Annotated in this window: 14 protein-coding genes; 6 read left to right on the top strand and 8 right to left on the bottom strand. The window is 50.9% G+C overall.

Annotated features, from left to right (window positions below; genetic code table 11):
• Positions 1-43: 43 nt before the first annotated feature.
• Positions 44-1,234 carry a NupC/NupG family nucleoside CNT transporter gene (locus tag BIY29_RS10270; RefSeq protein ID WP_121575040.1) on the bottom strand — a complete coding sequence of 397 codons (1,191 nt, stop codon included), beginning with the start codon at positions 1,232-1,234 and terminating at the stop codon, positions 44-46.
• Positions 1,235-1,851: 617 nt separating this feature from the next.
• Complete coding sequence (galR, locus tag BIY29_RS10265; RefSeq protein WP_121575030.1) at positions 1,852-2,862, bottom strand: HTH-type transcriptional regulator GalR; 1,011 nt, start codon at positions 2,860-2,862, stop codon at positions 1,852-1,854.
• Between the two features lie 252 nt (positions 2,863-3,114).
• Here galR and galT point away from each other — a divergent pair, with 252 nt between their 5' ends.
• Together galT and galK are read left to right on the top strand one after the other, a co-directional pair.
• A complete protein-coding gene (galT, locus tag BIY29_RS10260; protein ID WP_121575029.1) occupies positions 3,115-4,164 on the top strand; it encodes a galactose-1-phosphate uridylyltransferase in 1,050 nt (349 codons plus the stop codon).
• Between the two features lie 10 nt (positions 4,165-4,174).
• Entirely contained in the window at positions 4,175-5,350 is a 1,176-nt protein-coding gene (gene galK / locus BIY29_RS10255; RefSeq protein ID WP_121575028.1) for a galactokinase, read from the top strand.
• A gap of 21 nt (positions 5,351-5,371) precedes the next feature.
• Here the strand turns inward: galK and mgtE are convergent, their stop codons facing one another.
• The 4 genes from mgtE to ppk1 form a co-directional block, all read right to left on the bottom strand.
• On the bottom strand, positions 5,372-6,796 hold the full coding sequence (gene mgtE, locus BIY29_RS10250; protein WP_121575039.1) for a magnesium transporter: 1,425 nt from the start codon (positions 6,794-6,796) through the stop codon (positions 5,372-5,374).
• A 235-nt stretch (positions 6,797-7,031) separates the two neighbouring features.
• The gene (locus tag BIY29_RS10245) at positions 7,032-7,247 is read right to left on the bottom strand and encodes a YfgG family protein (protein WP_121575027.1); all 216 of its coding nucleotides are present in this window, start codon (positions 7,245-7,247) and stop codon (positions 7,032-7,034) included.
• Between the two features lie 225 nt (positions 7,248-7,472).
• The gene (gene ppx, locus BIY29_RS10240) at positions 7,473-9,008 is read right to left on the bottom strand and encodes an exopolyphosphatase (protein WP_121575026.1); all 1,536 of its coding nucleotides are present in this window, start codon (positions 9,006-9,008) and stop codon (positions 7,473-7,475) included.
• Positions 9,008-11,080 carry a polyphosphate kinase 1 gene (gene ppk1 / locus BIY29_RS10235; protein ID WP_121575025.1) on the bottom strand — a complete coding sequence of 691 codons (2,073 nt, stop codon included), beginning with the start codon at positions 11,078-11,080 and terminating at the stop codon, positions 9,008-9,010. The genes ppx and ppk1 overlap by 1 nt, the downstream gene beginning before the upstream one ends.
• A 188-nt stretch (positions 11,081-11,268) precedes the next feature.
• Here ppk1 and BIY29_RS10230 point away from each other — a divergent pair, with 188 nt between their 5' ends.
• The 4 genes from BIY29_RS10230 to BIY29_RS10215 all read left to right on the top strand — a co-directional run bounded on the left by BIY29_RS10230 (position 11,269) and on the right by BIY29_RS10215 (position 16,517).
• On the top strand, positions 11,269-13,437 hold the full coding sequence (locus BIY29_RS10230) for an ABC transporter permease subunit (protein ID WP_121575024.1): 2,169 nt from the start codon (positions 11,269-11,271) through the stop codon (positions 13,435-13,437).
• Entirely contained in the window at positions 13,434-15,116 is a 1,683-nt protein-coding gene (gene pstA / locus BIY29_RS10225) for a phosphate ABC transporter permease PstA (protein ID WP_121575023.1), read from the top strand. The genes BIY29_RS10230 and pstA overlap by 4 nt, the downstream gene beginning before the upstream one ends.
• Positions 15,117-15,140: 24 nt before the next feature.
• Entirely contained in the window at positions 15,141-15,947 is an 807-nt protein-coding gene (pstB, locus tag BIY29_RS10220; RefSeq protein ID WP_420808415.1) for a phosphate ABC transporter ATP-binding protein PstB, read from the top strand.
• Between the two features lie 132 nt (positions 15,948-16,079).
• Positions 16,080-16,517: a helix-turn-helix domain-containing protein gene (locus tag BIY29_RS10215; protein WP_121575038.1), complete on the top strand. Its 438-nt coding sequence runs from the start codon at positions 16,080-16,082 to the stop codon at positions 16,515-16,517.
• A gap of 123 nt (positions 16,518-16,640) precedes the next feature.
• Here BIY29_RS10215 and BIY29_RS10210 read toward each other — a convergent pair whose 3' ends face one another.
• Both BIY29_RS10210 and BIY29_RS10205 read right to left on the bottom strand, forming a co-directional pair.
• On the bottom strand, positions 16,641-18,008 hold the full coding sequence (locus BIY29_RS10210) for an L-serine ammonia-lyase (RefSeq protein WP_121575021.1): 1,368 nt from the start codon (positions 18,006-18,008) through the stop codon (positions 16,641-16,643).
• A 79-nt stretch (positions 18,009-18,087) separates the two neighbouring features.
• Positions 18,088-19,371, bottom strand: coding sequence for an HAAAP family serine/threonine permease (locus tag BIY29_RS10205; RefSeq protein WP_121575020.1), 1,284 nt, complete (start codon positions 19,369-19,371; stop codon positions 18,088-18,090).
• Between the last annotated feature and the right edge of the window lie 140 nt (positions 19,372-19,511).

Genomic DNA, 19,511 nt, shown 5'->3' with positions numbered 1-19,511 from the left:
CGAGGTATTAACAGCCCGATTCTCTGTGAACCGGGCTGTCTGCTTACAGCACCAGCCCGGCAATGGAGGCCGAAAGAATACTGACCAATGTTGAACCATAAACCAGCTTCAGGCCAAAGCGGGAAACCACGTTTCCCTGATGCTCATTCAGACCTTTGATCGCGCCGGCAATAATGCCGATAGAAGAGAAGTTGGCAAAAGAAACCAGAAATACGGAGAGGATCCCGACGCTGCGTGGTGAAAGCTCCCCGGCGATTTTTTGCAGTTCCAGCATGGCCACAAACTCGTTAGAAACCAGTTTGGTCGCCATAATGCTGCCAACCTGTAATGCTTCATGGGACGGAATACCCATAATCCAGGCAAACGGATAGAACACGTAACCGAGAATTTCCTGAAAGCTCACGCCGAAAATCGCGCTGAAAATGGCGTTGATGGCGGCAATCAAAGCGATAAAACCAATCAGCATAGCCGCAACGATAACCGCGACTTTAAAGCCCGCCAGAATATATTCTCCCAGCATTTCAAAAAAGCTCTGGCCTGCATGCAGATCACCAAGCTGTAATTCCGGCTCGTCGTCCACGGTGTATGGGTTGATGAGCGATAGCACAATAAAGGTACTGAACATATTCAGTATCAGCGCGGCAACCACGAATTTGGCATCCAGCATGGACATATAAGCGCCGACAATTGACATGGAAACCGTCGACATCGCGGTTGCCGCCATAGTGTACATGCGTTTTTCGGACATCTTGCCCAGGATATCTTTATAAGCGATGAAGTTTTCAGACTGCCCGAGGATCAGTGAACTGACAGCGTTAAACGACTCCAGCCTACCCATACCGTTCACTTTGGAAAGTAGGGTGCCGATCAGGCGGATGACAATCGGCAACACCTTAATGTATTGCAGAATCCCGATCAGAGCGGAAATAAAGACGATGGGGCAAAGCACTTTAAAGAAGAAAGAGATCAGATTTTTCTCGCTGTTGACCATATCGCCAAATACGAAGTCGGTTCCCTGACCGGCAAACCCGAGTAATTTATCAAATACGCTGGCAAACCCGGTTACCACCCCTAACCCGATATTCGAGTAAAGGAAAAAATAAGCGAGCAGAATTTCAATGACCAGCAGTTGGATGATAAACCGGATGCGTATGCTCTTACGGTCGCGGCAGAGGAGTAACGCCAGAACCGCAACAACAACCAACGCTAACGCAAATTGCGCAATATGTGACAGGGACATGAGTGCTCCAAATATGAGGCTGGCCAAGTTTTCCACGTCATTCTATGTAACAAGCGCACTAAAAATGAGATGAAGAACACAAAAGCGCAATTATATCTTGGAATAATGCCTAAACTAAATGGCGCATCTTGTTATTTCCCCCTTTTATCCATTCATTATTTTGATACCACCTTTTAACGGCGGTATTTTCATCAATGGGTATTTGGGGGGACGCATGATTTTGCCAGGCGTAGTCCTGGTATATATAAAAACGCCTTTCATTGCGCCGTCCGGCGGGCCACGTTAGCTGAATAATATTCGCCTCTATATACGAATAATGTTCATATTCGCTTCTATGTGCGAATTTTTTCTTTCCTATCGTTGCCTGAGGGCGATAAAAAATGAAGGCACGAATCAGCGTTATTACCGGTGATCTGGTAGATTCCCGGCGGGGTGACACCGTGCAATGGATGGCTTACATCTGCGGCGAGTATGCTGTGTAATCGGTTTCACTGGCGGCAGGAAAATGATGGATGATAAAAGACGGTATGGCGGAGTAAGGGAAGTACAAGAAAGCAACCAGATGAATCAATGCCGCGCCCGACGTGTCGGGCGGAGGAAAGATAAAAGCGTCATTTTTTTGGAGCCGGGGGGCTGACGGAGTGACGGCGAACCAGCGTCGGGCTGAACATATTTGTCGTTTCTTTTAATGGCTTACCATGAGACAAGGCTATGGCCAGTTCGGCCGCCTGTATCGCCATGGCTGAAACGGGGTAATGCACCGTGGTGAGGCGGGGACGAAGATAACGGGCGATCAACACATCATCAAACCCAACTACCGACATATCCTGAGGGACATGAATACTGTTATCGCTGAGAACAGACAGCGCGCCCGCCGCCATAGGGTCATTGTAACAAACGATGGCCGTCATACCGCCGCCGCGGCTCAGTAGTTCGGTCATGGCCGATTCGCCACCCACTTCATCCGGGGATGCTCGGGCAATCAGTCTCTCATTGACCGACAGTCCGTATTCATTCAATGCATCAATGTAGCCTTGCAGACGATCGAACGCGTCAGAAATCGGGTGATTCGAGCAGAGAAAACCGATCTTCTTATGGCCTTCCTGAATCAGGTGCCGGGTCGCCAGCCAGGAGCCATAGCGGTCGTCCAGCGCCACACAGCGGGTTTCATAGCCCGGCAGCGTGCGGTTAATCAGCACCATATCGGGAATGTGGCTCATCAACGCGGCCAGATCCTGATCTGAAATCATTTTGGCATGAACCACCAGCCCGGCGCAGCGGTGACGAATTAACTGCTCAATCGCTTTTTTCTCTTGTTCAGCATTATGGTAACCGTTGCCGATGAGTAAAAAATTTCCTGTCGCCTGGGCTATTTGCTCCACCGATTTCACCATCGTTCCGAAGAAAGGATCGGAAACATCGGCAACCACCAGACCCAGCGTTTCCGCACTCTGATGAGCAAGGGCTCTGGCGTTGGCATTAGGATGATACTGCAATTCAGCCATTGCCTTATGCACGGCTTTACGTGACGCACTGCTGGCTTTAGGCGAATCGTTGATGACTCGTGAAACCGTCGCGACCGATACACCTGACAAACGAGCGACATCCTTTATTGTAGCCATGTAGGGTTCCTGAAAACGGTGTTACTGAGTGACACAAAAGTTTTATGTTTTCTCGGTTAACGTATGGGTTATTTAGATTCATAAATCTACAGGTTTTCTGCAAATGTTACCTATTCATCCTTTCATCAGCGCTATGCAGACGGCGCTTATGTGATCGATATCACTATCAAGGATAACGGAGCGCTTCCCAAAGGTCATCTTGCGGTTTAGATTTAGGGTAACCGGTTACACTAAAATAGTAAGCTGAAAAAAATGACCCCTATACTATTTGAACCAACAGAGCATCCGCACCGCCGTTTCAACCCGCTGAAAGGGGAATGGGTGCTGGTTTCCCCGCATCGGGCCAGGCGACCGTGGCAAGGACAAAAGGAAGAACCCGACCACGATACGCCGCCATCGCATGATCCAACCTGTTATCTGTGTGCCGGTAATAAGCGCATTACCGGGGATGTGAATCCGTCATATCAGGGAACCTTTGTGTTCACCAATGACTTTTCAGCACTGATGGAAGATACCCCGGCGGTATCGCCCAGTGCAGATCCGCTGTTTCGGATACAAAGCGCCAGAGGGATCAGCCGGGTGATCTGTTTTTCGCCCGATCATAGCAAGAGCCTGCCTGAATTGCCGTTGTCCACGCTGAAAATGGTGATCGACACCTGGAGTGAGCAGACTTCGGATTTGGGGCAACGCTACCCCTGGATACAGGTTTTTGAAAACAAAGGCGCCATGATGGGGTGTTCCAATCCACACCCGCATGGGCAGGTATGGGCCAACGATTTTTTACCGAATGAAATACAGCGTGAAGACCGCGAACAGCAGGCCTATTTTGAACGTTATGGTGCTTCTTTACTGCTTGATTATGTGCAGCGTGAGCAGGCGGACGGTAGCCGGTTGGTAGTGGAAACCGAGCATTGGCTGGCCGTGGTGCCCTATTGGGCATCCTGGCCGTTTGAAACACTGCTGTTGCCAAAGTTTGCCGTCCGGCAGTTGCCGCAACTGAGTGATCCTCAACGCGAAGATTTGGCTCTGGCCCTGAAAAAATTGACCAGCCGTTACGACAACCTGTTTCGCTGTTCGTTTCCCTATTCTATGGGGTGGCATGGTGCGCCGTTTAACGGTGAAGAGAATCCCCATTGGCAACTGCACGCCCACTTCTATCCGCCGCTACTACGCTCTGCCAGCGTTCGCAAGTTTATGGTTGGTTACGAAATGTTGGCGGAAGCCCAGCGTGACCTGACGGCAGAGCAGGCCGCCGAACGCCTGCGGGGCGTCAGTGATATCCATTTTCTTGAGCAAATTTGAGGGCATTTTTATGAGCCGTATTGATGACTTGCGACAGTCTGCCGGGTCGATATTTAAAGGTGAATTTGGCTACGCGCCGCAGGCAGCGATTCAATCACCGGGACGGGTGAATCTGATCGGTGAGCACACCGACTATAACGATGGTTTTGTCTTACCCTGTGCTATTGATTACCAGACGGTGATCAGCGCTGCGACCCGGCAAGACAGTCTGGTTCGGGTGGTGGCGGCAAATTTCGACAACCAGCAGGATGAGTTTGATCTGACGAAGGCGATTGAACCGCACCCTGAATACGCCTGGGCCAACTATGTGCGCGGCACGGTAACGTTTTTGCTGGCGCGTGGGTTGCCTCTCAGCGGTATGAACATGGTGATTTCGGGCAATGTGCCGTCTGGCGCGGGGTTAAGCTCATCGGCCTCCCTTGAGGTTGCTATCGGACAAACCTTCAAGACGCTTAATCGTCTGGATATCAGCCAGTTGGATTTGGCGCTCGTCGGCCAGCAGGCCGAGAATGACTTTGTCGGCTGTCGCTGCGGCATCATGGATCAGTTTATTGCGGCGCAGGGTCAAGCAGGTCACGCGTTGTTGATTGATTGCCGATCACTGGAGGGACGTGCGGTGCGTATGCTGGCAGGGTTCGATATCTTGATTGTGAATTCCAATGTTCGCCGGGGGCTGGTGGACAGTGAGTACAATATTCGCCGTCTTCAGTGTGAAGCGGCGGCACGCCATTTTGGCGTCAAGGCGTTGCGCGATCTTTCATTGCCACAGTTTGAAGCGGGCATGGCGGGATTGGATTCGCTGGTGGTAAGGCGCGCCCGCCACGTCATTACGGAAAACAGCCGTACGCTGGAAGCGGCGGATGCCCTTGCCCGGCAGGATGCCAAGCGCCTGTTTACCCTGATGGCCGAGTCTCATGTTTCGATGCGTGACGATTTCGAGATCACTGTTGCTCAGATTGATACGCTGGTGGACCTGATCCAGACATACGTGGGTGAGCAAGGCGGCGCCAGAATGACGGGCGGCGGCTTTGGCGGTTGCGTGGTGTCTTTGATCCCTACCGCGCTAACCGACAACGTTTGCCGGATGCTTGAACGTGAATACCCGGTCCGCAGCGGATTGCAGCCGTCAATATATCTCTGTCAACCGTCCGATGGCGCAGGGCAACTGAACGACCAGATCCTGTAGGTGGGCGCAACAACTGGCTGACTACGGCAGCAAAAACAGCGTCGCCAGCCCCAGGAAGATAAAAAATCCGCCGGTATCGGTGATGGAAGTAATCATCACGCTGGAACCAATGGCGGGATCGCGGCCAAACTGTACCATGACCAGCGGGATCAACACCCCCATCAGCGCCGCCAGCAGCAGGTTCAGCAGTATGGCCAGCATCATGACGCCGCCCATCGCCGGGCTGCCATACAGCGCGAAGGTGATAAGGCCCATAACGGTGCCCCATATCAGGCCGTTGACCAGCGCCACCCCCAGTTCTTTCAACAGCAGATAGGATTTCCTGCCGTGTTCCAACTGATGTAACGCCAGCGCACGTACAATCATGGTAATGGTCTGGTTGCCGGTATTCCCGCCAATTCCCGCCACTATCGGCATCAGGGTGGCCAGCGCGACCAGGTGTGACAGCGTATTTTCGAACAGACCGATGACGCGTGACGCGATCAGCGCAGTACATAGGTTGATAGCCAGCCAGGCCCAGCGGTTACGCACAGCTTTATAGACCGGCGCATAGACATCTTCAGAGGGCGTTAACCCGCCGGAACGACGCAGATGGTTATCGCTTTCTTTATTGACGACATTCACGATATCTTCCACCGTCAGGCGGCCCATTAACTTGCCTTTGCTGTCGACCACGGCGGCGGAGATCAGATTATAACGTTCAAAAGCGCCCGCGGCGTCTGCTACCTGATCTTCCGGCTGAAACATCGTTGGCTGTTTATCCATAATGGCTGCCACCGACGTTCCCGGCGCATTAAGCAATATGTCGGCCAGAGATAGCTCCCCAATCAGCGTGTTTTTGCGATCGGTGACGAACAGCTTATCGGTGGAGTCAGGAATGACTTTTCGATAGCGCAGGTAACGTTGTACGGTGGCGAGGGTAACATCAGCACGTATCGTGATGAGTTTGAAATCCATGATGTGGCCGATGCAATCTTCGTCATAATTGATCGCCCCACGCAACTGTGCCCGTTGTTTCGGCTCCAGCGAGGTCAGTATCCGGCCCAGCAGATGGCGGGGCAGCAATCGGGAAAGCTGGGCCTGTTCGTCAACGTCCAACACGCGAACCGCTTTCAGAATCTCTTTATCCCGCATATCGCTAATGAGATCGTCTGAAATGCTGTCGGAGACTTCGATCAGCACGCGTCCACGCTTACTGATGGGGATCAGCCGCCAGAGCGCCAGACGTTCATCATGAGGCAGTGACTCCAGCAGATCGGCCAGGTCGGCAGCGTGCAGATCGGTGATTAACTGGCTGATTTCAGCGGTCTGGTCGAGCAGGTTTTTCTTGCCTGTTTCGCTATCACGTGGTTGCGTGTTAATAATGTCGGCAACCAATTCCTTGTTTTCTAAAAGTAAAAGAGAAATACGACGCCTAATGGCGGTGAGTGTTTTGACATTCGACATGGGTTTCTTATGCTCGATATGGTTTCGTTCCCGCAGTGTTTTATCCTGATGATGCGTAACGACTTGGTGCTGGATGTCCATCACTCAACATAGCGCAAAATCAGTGAATTAAGAATAGGACGGTTTACGGAACAATGCCCGAGTGTGTTGAAAAGAGGGAATAAAATACGACAAAACACCTATGACCTGGAATCAACGGCATAAAATAGACGGCAATAAAAATAATAAGCCAGCGCTATTCTTTCTTATTGATCTGCACATCGGATGCGGTGAGGGATTGCTCAACAAGCTGTAGCTGTTTGTTCTGATGATAGGCAAATGCGCTAATTGTGGAGTAGGCGAAACGGCCTAAGAGGATAATAAAACTGATCAGTAAAACGGCACGGGCAATGCGTGAACTACTTCGTCGCGGGCGCATTGATAATCGTCGTTTATGGGTAAGCGTGGACATTACCGTAAAATCTCCTGTGGAAGCGAACATTCGCTGTTGTTTATTTAGGCACAAGCGTCAGGGTAGGTCAATCTATCGGGATGAAAAAGATGAAATGCGGAGGCCGTTTTCGCACCATCAGTAAAAGAATTGCGTCTTTTTTCAATCGGCGCCAGCGTCCGTGATGGGGTCGGTAAGCCGATAACGGGGAGGCGTTATATTTCCTCAGCGTTATCGGCACAGGGATCAGGCTTTCTCTTCTTCGATATTCAGTTTCCAGCCCGTGACATCATGCCAGTACTCCTGCTCCCGCTCTAAATCGAGCTGAACAAGGGTATTCTGGGCGAAAAAGCCCTGTGGGAATACCAGCGTCCACTGATTATCGTCAGTGAGCAACCGCAGTGTTGCGGGGGATGTGGTGGCCTGCCGCTGATTATTCAGCAGGGTGGCAAGGCGCAATAGCTGAACCATAGGTAAATACTGTTTCTTTTTGAACAGGTTCAGACGCGGAAACTCTTCCAGCCTGATGGCCTTGCGATGTAAACGCACTATCAGGGCAAGCAGCAACTGTTGTTCCTGATTGAAACCGGGCAGGTTGGTGTTTTGCAGAATATAGGCCGAGTGGCGGTGCATACCGCTGTGGTTTATCCCCAGCCCGACCTCATGCAGCATAGAGGCCCAATTCAGAATCGCTTCAAGCTGCGGGTGAACCAGATTGGGATTTTTCTCTGCCCATTGGGCATACAGCAACGCGGTGGTTTCCCGCACCCGGCGAGCCTGTTCGCGATCGATATTGTAATGGCTGGCAAGGCTTAGGGCAGTGCGGATACGGATATCCTGATGGCGGAAACGCCCTTCCATTTCATACAACACCCCTTCACGCAGCGCACCGTCAGACAGGCGAAGTTCTTTGATCGCCAGCACATCGAAAATGCCGCACAGAATCGCGACGCCGGGTACCAGCACCGACTGCCTGTCTTCCGGCAGCCCCGGCAGACTCAGCGATTTGAAAGACTTAAACCGCAGAATTTGCTCGCGCAACATTTCCAGGCGTTCCGGGGTAATCAGGCCATCTTTCTCACCCATTTCCACCAGAATTTCATGGGTGGCTTTAATGGTGCCGGACGCCCCCAGTGCATATTTCCAGCCGTAGATACGGTATTCCCAGGCCAGTGTTTCCAGTTTCTGGGCCGCAGCCAGCCGGGCGCGTTTAAAATTGATCTCGCTGATTTCGCCATTGGGAAAAAACTGCTGGGCGAAGCTGACGCAGCCCATACGGCGGCTTTCGACCAGCATCGGCTCAAAGTCTTCACCGATAACCAGCTCGGTGGAGCCGCCGCCAATGTCGATCACCAGCTTACGGCCCTTTTCCGGCTGCGTGTGCTCTACCCCCATGAAAATTAAGCGTGCCTCTTCATGACCGGAAATGATTTCAATCGGATAGGGAATGATTTCAGCCGCCCGGCGCAGAAACTCCTCTGCGTTGACCGCCTGACGCAGAGCATGGGTGCCGACAATGGAGACGTTCGGCGCAGAGAACCCCTGTAACCGTTCAGCAAACAACGCCAGGCAACTCAAACCACGCTCCATTGATTCTTCACTGAGCATGTTGCGGCTGTCCAGTCCGTCTGCCAGATGAACACGCTGCTTTAAACGACTAAGCACCTGAAGCGCGCCGTTTACCACACGGGCTATCACCATATGAAAGCTATTGGACCCCAGGTCGACAGCGGCGAATTCCTGGGGTTTTACTACTTCGTCATCTTTGTTGATTAGTGGCATTATTCAGGTCTATCTCCGGGTTGCTCAAGCACCTTGATATAATCATAAATGGCATTTTGCGCACGTACTTTACGGCGGTTGCCGCGCAATACATAACGATTACTCAGCTCTTTATCGATCACGCGGGCTTTCACGGTATCGCTGAACAGAATATCAAGAATGTCCAGAATGCGATTTTTCAAAATGGGATCGAGCACTTCGACCGCGACTTCAATACGATAATCAATGTTACGCGTCATCCAGTCGGCAGATGAGAGGTAGACTTTCTTGTCCCCCCCGTTATGGAAGACATATACACGGTCATGCTCCAGATAGCGATCGACGATACTCATTACCTGAATATTTTCACTGATCCCCGGTAAATTAGGGATCAGTGAGCACATTCCACGAACTAACAGATTGATTTTCACGCCAGCGGCAGAGGCTTGATACAGTTTGTCCGCCAGCCCTTTATCCACCAGATTATTTACCTTAAGCGTAATTCCTGCATCAATATTAGCCAGCGCATTCTCGATTTCTTTGTCAATCAACTCATAAAGCCTATCGCGCGAGTTCTGGGGCGAAACCAACAGGTACTCAAAGGACACGGGGCGATAGGGGTTTTCAATAAAATTAAACACCCGGCGTACTTCATTGGTAATACGTTCATCCGCAGTAATCAACGAGTAGTCGGTATAGAGCCGGGCCGTTTTTTCATTGAAGTTGCCGGTGCCGATGTGGGCATAACGCACGATGTCGTTCCCTTCCCGGCGGGAAATTAAAAAGAGTTTGGCGTGAATTTTCAGCCCCGGCACCGAGAAAATCACATGGACGCCGGCTTCGGTCAGCCGTTTGGCCCATTGGATGTTGGCCTCTTCGTCAAAACGTGCCTGTAACTCCACCACCACGGTGACTTTTTTGCCGTTGTGCGCCGCATGGATCATCGAGGTGATGATGCGCGAATCTTTGGCTACACGGTAAATATTGATTTTGATCGCCAGCACGTTGGGATCAAAAGAGGCCTGACGCAGCAGTTCCAGTACATGTTCGAACGTGTGGTAGGGGTAGTAAAGCAATACATCACGATCACGGATGGCATCGAAACCATTGCGGAAATTGTTGAACCAGGCGTGACGCAGGCGCGGCAGCGCCTTATTGACCAGATTGGCTCTACCCACGTTCGGGAAGCTGATGAAGTCTTTAAAGTTATGGTAACGGCCACCGGGTATCACGGAGTCGTAAGAGGAAATCCCCAGTTTTTCCTGCAATATGGTGACCATCGCATCCGGCATATCACGCTGATAAACAAACCGCACCGGCTCCGCCGTTAAGCGCTGCTTCAGACTGGAAGACATCAGTTCCAACAAGCTGGATTCCATTTCGGTTACCAGATCGTACTCGGCATCACGCGTCATTTTCATCGAGTAGGCGTTAAGGGCGTCGTAATCAAAAAAGCCTTTGAAGATGTCATTCAGGCAATAGCGCAGGATGTTATCGATCAAAATCATGGTTTTGCGGCGGCGCGGCGCTTCTGCCGGCAGGTTAACAAAACGGGGAACCTTGTCTGAGGGAATTTCCAGCAGTGCGTAATTAATCTCGTCGCCATGAATAATTTCGACCGCCAGATAGGTGTAGTTATCTTTCAGGAACTGCACCAGGTTGGTGTCGCGCAGGATAAGTATCGGCGTGATATGCGGACGTAAATGCTGTTTAAAATATTCCCTCAGCCAATCCTGCTGGTTTGGGGAAACCTGACGTTCATTAACCAGAAAAATCTGGTTACGCGCCATTTCAAGCAGTAACTCATTATAAAGATTATCGAATATCTGGTCGGTTTTCAGGACGCGCGCCTGAATTTTTCCCAGAAGGTAGCGTAAGTTGCCGTCTAAACCTTGCTCTTCATTAATTAGAATACGTCTTTTCAGATCGGCAAAACGGACCTTGTAAAACTCATCGAGATTGCTGGAATAGATGCCAAGAAAACGCATCCGTTCGATCAGAGGATTGCTTTTGTCTGCGGCTTCCTGGAGTACCCGTTCATTAAAGGATAACCAACTTAACTCTTTTTCAATGTAGAGTTTGTCCTGACTCATTGTTACTCCGTTAAACTAGTGTGCTGAAGGTTTATCCAATATCCAACAACATTATGGCGCGTTAATGACGATAAAATCCAATCTGCAGACGGACTTACCATTGTCATATTATGGACGTAAAGGCAACATATGCTACCCGCGTTCCTTACGGGAATAATAAATGAAACCTCCCTGACGGCGAAAGAGCAATGGAAAATACAGGCAACAGATTACAGTATCGAGATCGCTGGCGGGCATTGATGGATCGCCTGACGCACCGCATTGTGGCGGGCAGCGGTTTACTGGTACTGATGGCGTTGTTATTGATTTTCTTCTATCTGCTGTATGTGGTGACGCCGCTTTTCCTTTCTCCCTCCATCAGCGAACAGAAGGCGGTGCCGCTGAATGCCGTTGCCCCGGCGCTGGCGGTTGGCATCAGCGATAACGGTCAGGTGGGTTTTCGTATTGACAGGCAAGGCTATGGCGAATTTATTTCACTTTCTTCCGGCCAGCCTGAAGCGCGCATTCCGCTTGCGCCATCCGTAGGCTTGCTGGCGGAAACTCACCGCGATCGTCAGATTTATGCGCTTAGTCAGGCTGACGGCAGAATCAGCATTGTACAGCCGCTGATGCAGCCGACCGGTAATCTTCCCCCGCAATGGCAATACCCTTTTGGCGAACAACCGCTGTCGTTAGGATTGCCTGCGCAACCCTTGCGCCGTATGGCGGTGGCGGCGGTGGCGGAAAAACGGCTGATAGTGGCTGTCGTCACACAGGATCACCGGCTGATCGTCAGCGAGATAGGGCAGAGTGGCGTACAGCAAAAGGCACGGGTCGATCTCCCTGAAAAGGCGGTTGACCAGCTACTGCTAACGCCCGATGGGCGGCAGATTTATCTCCTCAATGGTAGGGAACTCAGCGTGTGGCAGTCAGATGCCCAGACATGGATACGGCGGGAAACCGTGTCGTTGGCCGGGCGGGGATCGTTACATTTAGCCTTGCTGTCTGGTGGCCGCTCACTCCTGGTTCAATCTGCCGACGGACACATTAGCCAGTGGTTTGACGTGCCGACTGCAAAGGGGATGCGGCTGACGGAGATCCGACAATTCCCGCCGGTTGCCGAGTCAATCGCCTTGTTAGCCAGTGAGGAGCGGCGGAGGGTGTTTGCCACCCTGACGCCTCAGGGTGATTTGTCCCTGTTCGCCAGTAAACAATCGGGCGCGTTGTTGAGCAAAAAATTACCGCAAAATGCGCAGTTGCTGGCATTTTCACCGCGTGGCTCCGCCATGCTGGTAGAAACGGAAAAAAGCTGGCAGGTGTATAACGTGGATAATCCCTACCCGGATATCGGCGGGCAGGGGCTATGGCAAAAGCTGTGGTATGAAAATTACCCTGAACCCGGATATGTCTGGCAGTCTGCGTCAGCGGATGACAACTATCAGGCAAAGTTCAGCATGATGCCGTTGATGCTGGGAACGCTAAAAGCGGCGGTTTACGCAATGCTTTTTGCCACGCCGCTGGCTCTATCTGCCGCCGTTTATACCGCCTGTTTCATGTCACCGGCTTTGCGAGGCTGGATCAAGCCTGTGCTGGAAATTATGGGGGCCTTGCCGACGGTGGTCATCGGGCTTATTGCCGCGATCTGGCTGGCGCCCTATTTCGCTACCTATCTGTCCGCCGTTTTAGTTATGCCGGTATTATGGATGTTGGCCGTGCTCGGCAGCGGCTGGTTGGTGGAATGTTTGCCTGCCAACTGGCGCAGCCGTTTTCCTGCGGGTTGGGATGCGCTGTTTTTATTGCCCAGCATCTTGCTGACCCTGATGGCGGGTTGCTGGCTGGCGCCGATACTGGAAGTGTGGGCGCTGGGTCAGCCTTTGTATCAATGGCTGGGGGATGATTTTGTGCAGCGTAATACGCTGGTGGTTGGTGTGGCATTAGGTTTCGCCTTGATCCCGCTGATTTTTTCTCTGGCGGAAGACGCCTTGTTCAATGTCCCTTCCCGTTTAAGCCAGGGGTCGCTGGCATTGGGGGCAACGCCGTGGCAAACCCTGTGGCGGGTGGTGTTGCCTTCGGCGAGCGCCGGGATATTCGCTGCGCTGATGCTGAGTTTTGGTCGCGCAGTAGGGGAAACCATGATCGTTTTAATGGCGACGGGCAATACGCCGATTATGGATGCAGGGTTGCTACAGGGGTTGCGCTCGATGGCCGCCAATATTGCCATTGAAATGCCGGAAGCCGCGATCAATAGCGGCCACTACCGGGTATTGTTTCTGACTGCTCTAACGTTATTTGTCTTCACTTTTGTGGTGAATACATTGGCTGAAGCCATTTGCCAGCGTCTGCGCCAACGTTATCGTGATGAAGGGGAGAATGCGTGAGGCGTTGGTTCCGCTCAGGAAGGCCGTGGGTGTGGCTGACGGCATCATCCATTAGCATCAGCCTGCTGGCGATGCTGGCTATTTTCGTTCTGCTGGCCGGTCAGGGGATGCGCTATTTGTGGCCGCAACCGGTGTGGTTCATTACTCTGAAACAAGAAGCTTTGAAAAATGAGGTGTTACCGCATAAGGCAGAGGAAAGCCGTGTGTTGATCGGCGAGATTTATAATGAGCAAACGTTGTCGGCACAACAGCTCAGGGACGCCGGTCTGTTGTCGCCCTTATCAAAAGATGAATCTGTCACCCGTTACCTGATCAAAACGGGTCAGCGCGAAATCTATGGGCAGAGTTTTCGTACTCTGCTATCCCGCGATATTGCCCACCTCAGCAAACCCGCCGATATTCTGGTACTTAAGCACGTGAATAATGGCACCGCATATGGTTATCTGGCAGGAATGCTGGAAGACGGTCAACCGTTGCTGGCTGATAATTTGCCCGCAACATTACAGCGCCGGGTAATGCAGGTTCAGGGATTGCTGAGGATGGCTCAGGACATCCGGCTGGGCGAAATGGCAAAAATCAATCAGCAGTTTGAAGCGTTGCGTCTGGAAGAGAAAAGGCGACAGCAGTCAAACACGCTGGACAGTCGAACACAGGCGCACATTCAGGCCGAACGAACCAAACTGCAACGACATTTTGATGAACTGTCACAGCAGTTAACCATACTTAATCAGGAAATTAACCGCGATACGCTTCAACTGCGCGATGCGAACGGCGCCCTCCACCTGTTGCCACTCAAAGACATTGAACAGGCCTGGTATCCCAATGTAATGAGTCTGAGCCAGAAAATCAGGCATTGGGGCGGGCAGGTCAGATATCTGCTGGCGCACTACGCACCTGACAGCAATAGTGCCGGGCATTTGTTTCCGGCGATTTTCGGCACGGTACTGATGGTGGTGCTGATGTCGATCATCGTTATGCCGCTTGGTGTCGTGGCGGCGGTGTATTTACATGAGTATGCGGGTAAAAATGCGCTGACGCGTTGGGTCAGAATTGCCGTGGCCAATCTGGCGGGCGTGCCATCGATTGTCTATGGCGTATTTGGTCTGGGATTTTTCGTTTATCTGATAGGCGCCACGCTGGATGAGTTTTTTTATGCCGAAGCGTTGCCAAATCCGACGTTTGGCACACCGGGTTTACTGTGGGCGTCGTTGACGTTGGCGTTACTGACGCTGCCGGTGGTGATAGTCGCCACAGAAGAGGGATTATCAAGCATCCCCCTGTCGGTGCGCTATGGTTCGCTGGCGCTGGGGGCTACCAAAGCTGAAACGTTATGGCATGTGGTGCTGCCAATGGCGGTGCCGGCCATGATGACCGGGCTGATCCTTGCCGTTGCGCGGGCGGCGGGGGAAACCGCGCCGCTGATGCTGGTGGGCGTGGTGAAATCTGTCCCGGTGCTGCCGGTTGATGATGTTTTCCCTTATCTTCACCTGGAGCGAAAATTTATGCATCTGGGATTCCAGATTTACGATCTGGCGTTTCAGAGCCCGGATGTTGAGGCGGTACGGCCACTGGTCTGTATCACCGCCCTGTTGTTGGTGTTGATTGTTGCGGGGCTGAATCTTGCGGCGATTGGCATTCGCCATGTGCTGCGTGAAAAATATCGTAAGCTGTTACTTTGAATGTAGGATGAAGTCATGGGTTTTATGAGAAAGGAGGAGGCGTTACCGGCTATGGATGCACAGCCGTTTAGTGAGGAACAGACAGCGCTGGCCGTGAAGCATCTGAATTTGTATTACGGTGATAAACAGGCGCTGAATGATATTTCCCTGTGTATTGCCAAAAATCAGGTTACGGCGTTGATTGGTCCATCCGGCTGCGGTAAATCGACGTTGCTGCGTTGCTTTAACCGCATGAACGATCTGGTGGATAACTGCCGTACCGAAGGGAATATCTGGCTGGATGGGATGTCGATCACCGATCCACAACTGGATGTGGCTATGCTACGCCGACGGGTGGGAATGGTTTTCCAGCGTCCTAATCCTTTTCCCAAGTCGATTTATGACAATGTTATTTATGGCCTGAGACTACAGGGTTTACGGGACAGGCGTTTACTGGATGATGCGGTGGAACAGGCGTTGCGCGCTGCGGCGTTGTGGCACGAAGTAAAAGATCGGTTAAGTGACAACGCGCTGACGCTTTCCAGCGGCCAGCAGCAGCGATTGGTGATTGCCCGGGCGATTGCCATCAAGCCGGAAGTGCTGTTGCTCGATGAACCCACCTCAGCGCTGGATCCCATTTCAACGCTGGTTATTGAAGAGTTGATCGGCACGCTGAAGCACTATTTTACGTTGGTGCTGGTGACGCATAACATGCAGCAGGCGGCGCGCGTCTCTGATTACACGGCGTTCATCCATCAGGGTAAGTTAATAGAATACAATCTCACGGATGATTTATTTACCTCCCCCACTCAACGGCGAACAGAAGATTACATTACTGGCCGTTTCGGTTGAGGTGACCGCCTGTCACCTCGTTTTTATGGGATTGATCAAGGTTCAGAAGACTGGTTATCAATTGTTCGTGCCATAAGAAAAATGGATGATAAACTGCAGGCAGTTTAATGGCACTGGCAAATGGCGGGTAAAATGAGATTTAACACAATGAATGAAAGCGAGATTGTTACCGAACTTTGCCGGAGAATAAAAAACGCTCGAATCCAGCAACGTTTATCTCAGGTTGATCTTGCTGAGCGGGCTGGTTTAGGGATTGCCACCATCAAGCGCGCAGAAATGGGCGAGTCGATAACACTCAGCAGCTTATTGTGTATTTTGCGCGGGCTTAATCGTCTGCATCATTTAGACGGTATTTTATTTGATGCTGAAGTTGAATCATTTAATGCGCAGGTGAGCGGTGAGAAAAAACATACGCCTCTGCGTATCCGCAAGAAAGCGGCTGCCTTTCCTGCTAAAACACTGGCCAAGCATGAAAGTGTGAAAAAACCCGCCACCAGCACCGTCGACTGGTATATCTCAGCCGCTGAAAATAATATTATCTGGTCCTGGCCGGACAGTGAGAAGAAATAATCATTTTAATTCAATGGGTAATATCTTGTTTTGATTTTTATTTATCGGATACTCAAATAAATATCGGTTAATAACCCGGTAAGCTTATTAACCGATAAGCAACGTTAGTACAGCAACAAACCCTTATTCACACAATACGACTTTAATGGCTAACCCACCCCGTGATGTTTCGCGATATTTGGCATTCATATCTTTACCGGTTTCGTACATCGTCTCGATGACTTTATCTAATGAAACGCGTGGTTCGCTGGTACGGCGCATTGCCATTCGGGCAGCGTTAATCGCTTTAACGGATGCGATGGCATTGCGTTCAATACAGGGGACCTGAACCTGGCCGGCAACGGGATCGCATGTCAGCCCCAGATTGTGTTCCATACCGATTTCCGCGGCGATACAAACCTGCACCGGATTCGCGCCGAGTAATTCAGCCAGGCCTGCCGCGGCCATGGAGCAGGCCACACCGACTTCACCCTGGCAACCGACTTCGGCGCCGGAAATGGACGCATTCATTTTATAGAGCAGACCAATGGCCCCGGCAGCTAAAAAGTAACGTAAATAGGATTCAGGGGTAACTGGCTGAATGTAGTGGTCATAATAGGCCAATACGGCAGGGATAATACCGCAGGCGCCGTTTGTTGGTGCGGTTACCACCCGCCCACCGGCTGCGTTTTCTTCAGCGACCGCCATCGCAAACATATTGACCCGATCCATCGCATTCATGGGATCGTTGGAAAAGCGGTCGTTAATGGATAACAGGCGGTGCAGGGCAGAAGCGCGACGAGGTACTCTCAGTGGGCCGGGCAGTACTCCTTCCGTATTGATGCCGCGATGAATGCCGTTTTGCATGGTCTGCCAGACCTCGGCAAAATACTGTTCTATCGCCTCACGACCATGCAGGGCGATTTCGTTTTTCATAACGATCGCGGATAGGGAAAGGCAATTATCCTGGCAATGCTTCAATAATTTTTGTGCGGAAAAGAACGGGAAAGGGACATTTTCTGCCGTCACAATGGTTTTTCCGAAATTCTCCTGATCGACAACAAAGCCGCCGCCAATAGAATAATAGGTTTTACTGTAAATCAGCTCCTGCTGGTGGTACGCACGGATTATCATACCGTTTTCATGCAGCGGAAGGTTTTCCGGTTGAAAACGCAGGGCAGTCGCCAACGGGAAGCTGACTTCATATTGACCGTTTAGCATTGATAATCTGTGCGTTTCTTTTACCTGCTGGATAAAAGCCGGAATACTGTCGATGTCAACGCTACCCGGCAAATTGCCGGCCAATCCCATAATAATGGCGATATCGGTATGGTGGCCTTTGCCCGTCAGAGACAGAGAGCCATAAACGTCAACAACGATTCGTGTTACCGATGAAATAAGCGATTGACTGACCAAATCATCCGTGAACATATTGCCAGCTTTCATTGGACCAACGGTATGTGAACTGGAAGGGCCGATACCAATTTTGAAAATTTCAAATACGCTGACCATAGCGACTTCCTTTAAAAAAACGCCGACAGGCGAAATAACGTTACCGGCGTTGAAATGGATAACTAATGACGTTGGGATTTTAACCGAACAAGCTATAAACGATAGCGGAGATAGCGATCAGGCCCATAATGGTGACGAACACGTTGCTGATATGGCCGCTGTATTTTTTCATCGCCGGGACTTTCTGGATGGCGTACATCGGCATCAGGAACAGCAGACAGGCAATAATCGGGCCGCCCAGGGTTTCAATCATGCCCAGAATGCTTGGGTTCAGCGTGGCTACAATCCAGGTCGTCACCAGCATGAACAACGCGGTAATGCGGTTCAGTTTGGTTCTGGAGAGGGTTTTACCTTTGCTGCGCAGCGATTTCACCATCATGCCATTGAAACCTTCGCCTGCTCCCAGATAATGACCGAGGAAAGATTTGGAAATAGCGATAGTGGCAATAACCGGCGCCAGATAACCCATCATCGGGTTATTAAAGTGATTGGCCAGATAAGACAGAATAGAGATGTTCTGCGCTTTGGCTTCCATCAGTTCAGCAGGAGACAGGCTCAGTACGCAGCTGAACACGAAGAACATCACGGTAATCACCATCATGATATGGCTGTAAGACAGAATGCGGGCGCATTTCTTCTCTGCTTCGTCGCCATACTCTTTACGTTTGGCAACGGCAAAAGAGGAGATAATCGGTGAATGGTTGAATGAGAAAACCATAACCGGGATCGCCAGCCATAAGGTAGCCAGTAAACCATTCCCGGCCACGTTGTCGGCTAAAGAAATATTTTCAAAAACAGAGGTATTCCAGTGTGGCACTAAATACAAGGCCAGCATCATTAAAACAACCACAAAAGGATAAACCAGAATGCTCATTGCTTTAACAATCATGGCTTCACCAAAGCGGACAATAAACATTAATCCCAGGATCAATATTAATGACAGCACTGCTCGCGGAGGAGAAGGTAAATGCATTTGGTGAGTAATAAAGCTATCTACCGTATTGGTAATCGCCACGCTGTAAACCAACAGGATGGGGTAAATTGCAAAAAAATACAGCAATGTGATTAATTTACCAGCACCAACGCCGAAATGTTCTTCAACCACTTCTGTAATATCTTCCCCACCTTTTTTACCAGATAATACAAAACGGCATAGCGCACGGTGAGAAAAATAGGTCATCGGGAAAGCAATAATAGCCATGATAATTAAAGGTATAAGACCGCCGATACCCGCATTTATCGGCAGAAATAACACACCGGCGCCAATGGCTGTACCGTAGAGTCCCAGCATCCAGACCGTATCGCTTTTACGCCAGCCTGAAGTCTGCGCTAATACTTGGCTGTTATCTTGAATTGTGCTCATGCTCGTGTCTCCTTGGTGAACACAGGGTATAAAAATACAGTATCGGCAAGTTGCCGTTACAGGTATAAACGTGAAAAAAACATATAAATTATGTCGACGGATAATACTGTTTGTGTGCGCATTTTATATCTTGTCGGTTA

This window comes from Brenneria alni, from assembly GCF_003666245.1.
Lineage (GTDB): Bacteria > Pseudomonadota > Gammaproteobacteria > Enterobacterales > Enterobacteriaceae > Brenneria > Brenneria alni.
Note: the sequence above shows the minus strand (reverse complement) of the source record. Positions and strands in the feature narration are given on the sequence as shown.

Bases quoted from the DNA above. Each gene is read 5' to 3' on its own strand.
- mgtE (WP_121575039.1), bottom strand. From the start codon at position 6,796: ATGTCGAATGTCAAAACACTCACCGCCATTAGGCGTCGTATTTCTCTT.
- ppx (WP_121575026.1), bottom strand. From the start codon at position 9,008: ATGCCACTAATCAACAAAGATGACGAAGTAGTAAAACCCCAGGAATTC.
- BIY29_RS10215 (WP_121575038.1), top strand. From the start codon at position 16,080: ATGAGATTTAACACAATGAATGAAAGCGAGATTGTTACCGAACTTTGC.
- galK (WP_121575028.1), top strand. From the start codon at position 4,175: ATGAGCCGTATTGATGACTTGCGACAGTCTGCCGGGTCGATATTTAAA.
- BIY29_RS10205 (WP_121575020.1), bottom strand. From the start codon at position 19,371: ATGAGCACAATTCAAGATAACAGCCAAGTATTAGCGCAGACTTCAGGC.
- BIY29_RS10230 (WP_121575024.1), top strand. From the start codon at position 11,269: ATGGAAAATACAGGCAACAGATTACAGTATCGAGATCGCTGGCGGGCA.
- galT (WP_121575029.1), top strand. From the start codon at position 3,115: ATGACCCCTATACTATTTGAACCAACAGAGCATCCGCACCGCCGTTTC.
- ppk1 (WP_121575025.1), bottom strand. From the start codon at position 11,080: ATGAGTCAGGACAAACTCTACATTGAAAAAGAGTTAAGTTGGTTATCC.
- BIY29_RS10210 (WP_121575021.1), bottom strand. From the start codon at position 18,008: ATGGTCAGCGTATTTGAAATTTTCAAAATTGGTATCGGCCCTTCCAGT.
- pstB (WP_420808415.1), top strand. From the start codon at position 15,141: ATGAGAAAGGAGGAGGCGTTACCGGCTATGGATGCACAGCCGTTTAGT.
- galR (WP_121575030.1), bottom strand. From the start codon at position 2,862: ATGGCTACAATAAAGGATGTCGCTCGTTTGTCAGGTGTATCGGTCGCG.
- BIY29_RS10245 (WP_121575027.1), bottom strand. From the start codon at position 7,247: ATGTCCACGCTTACCCATAAACGACGATTATCAATGCGCCCGCGACGA.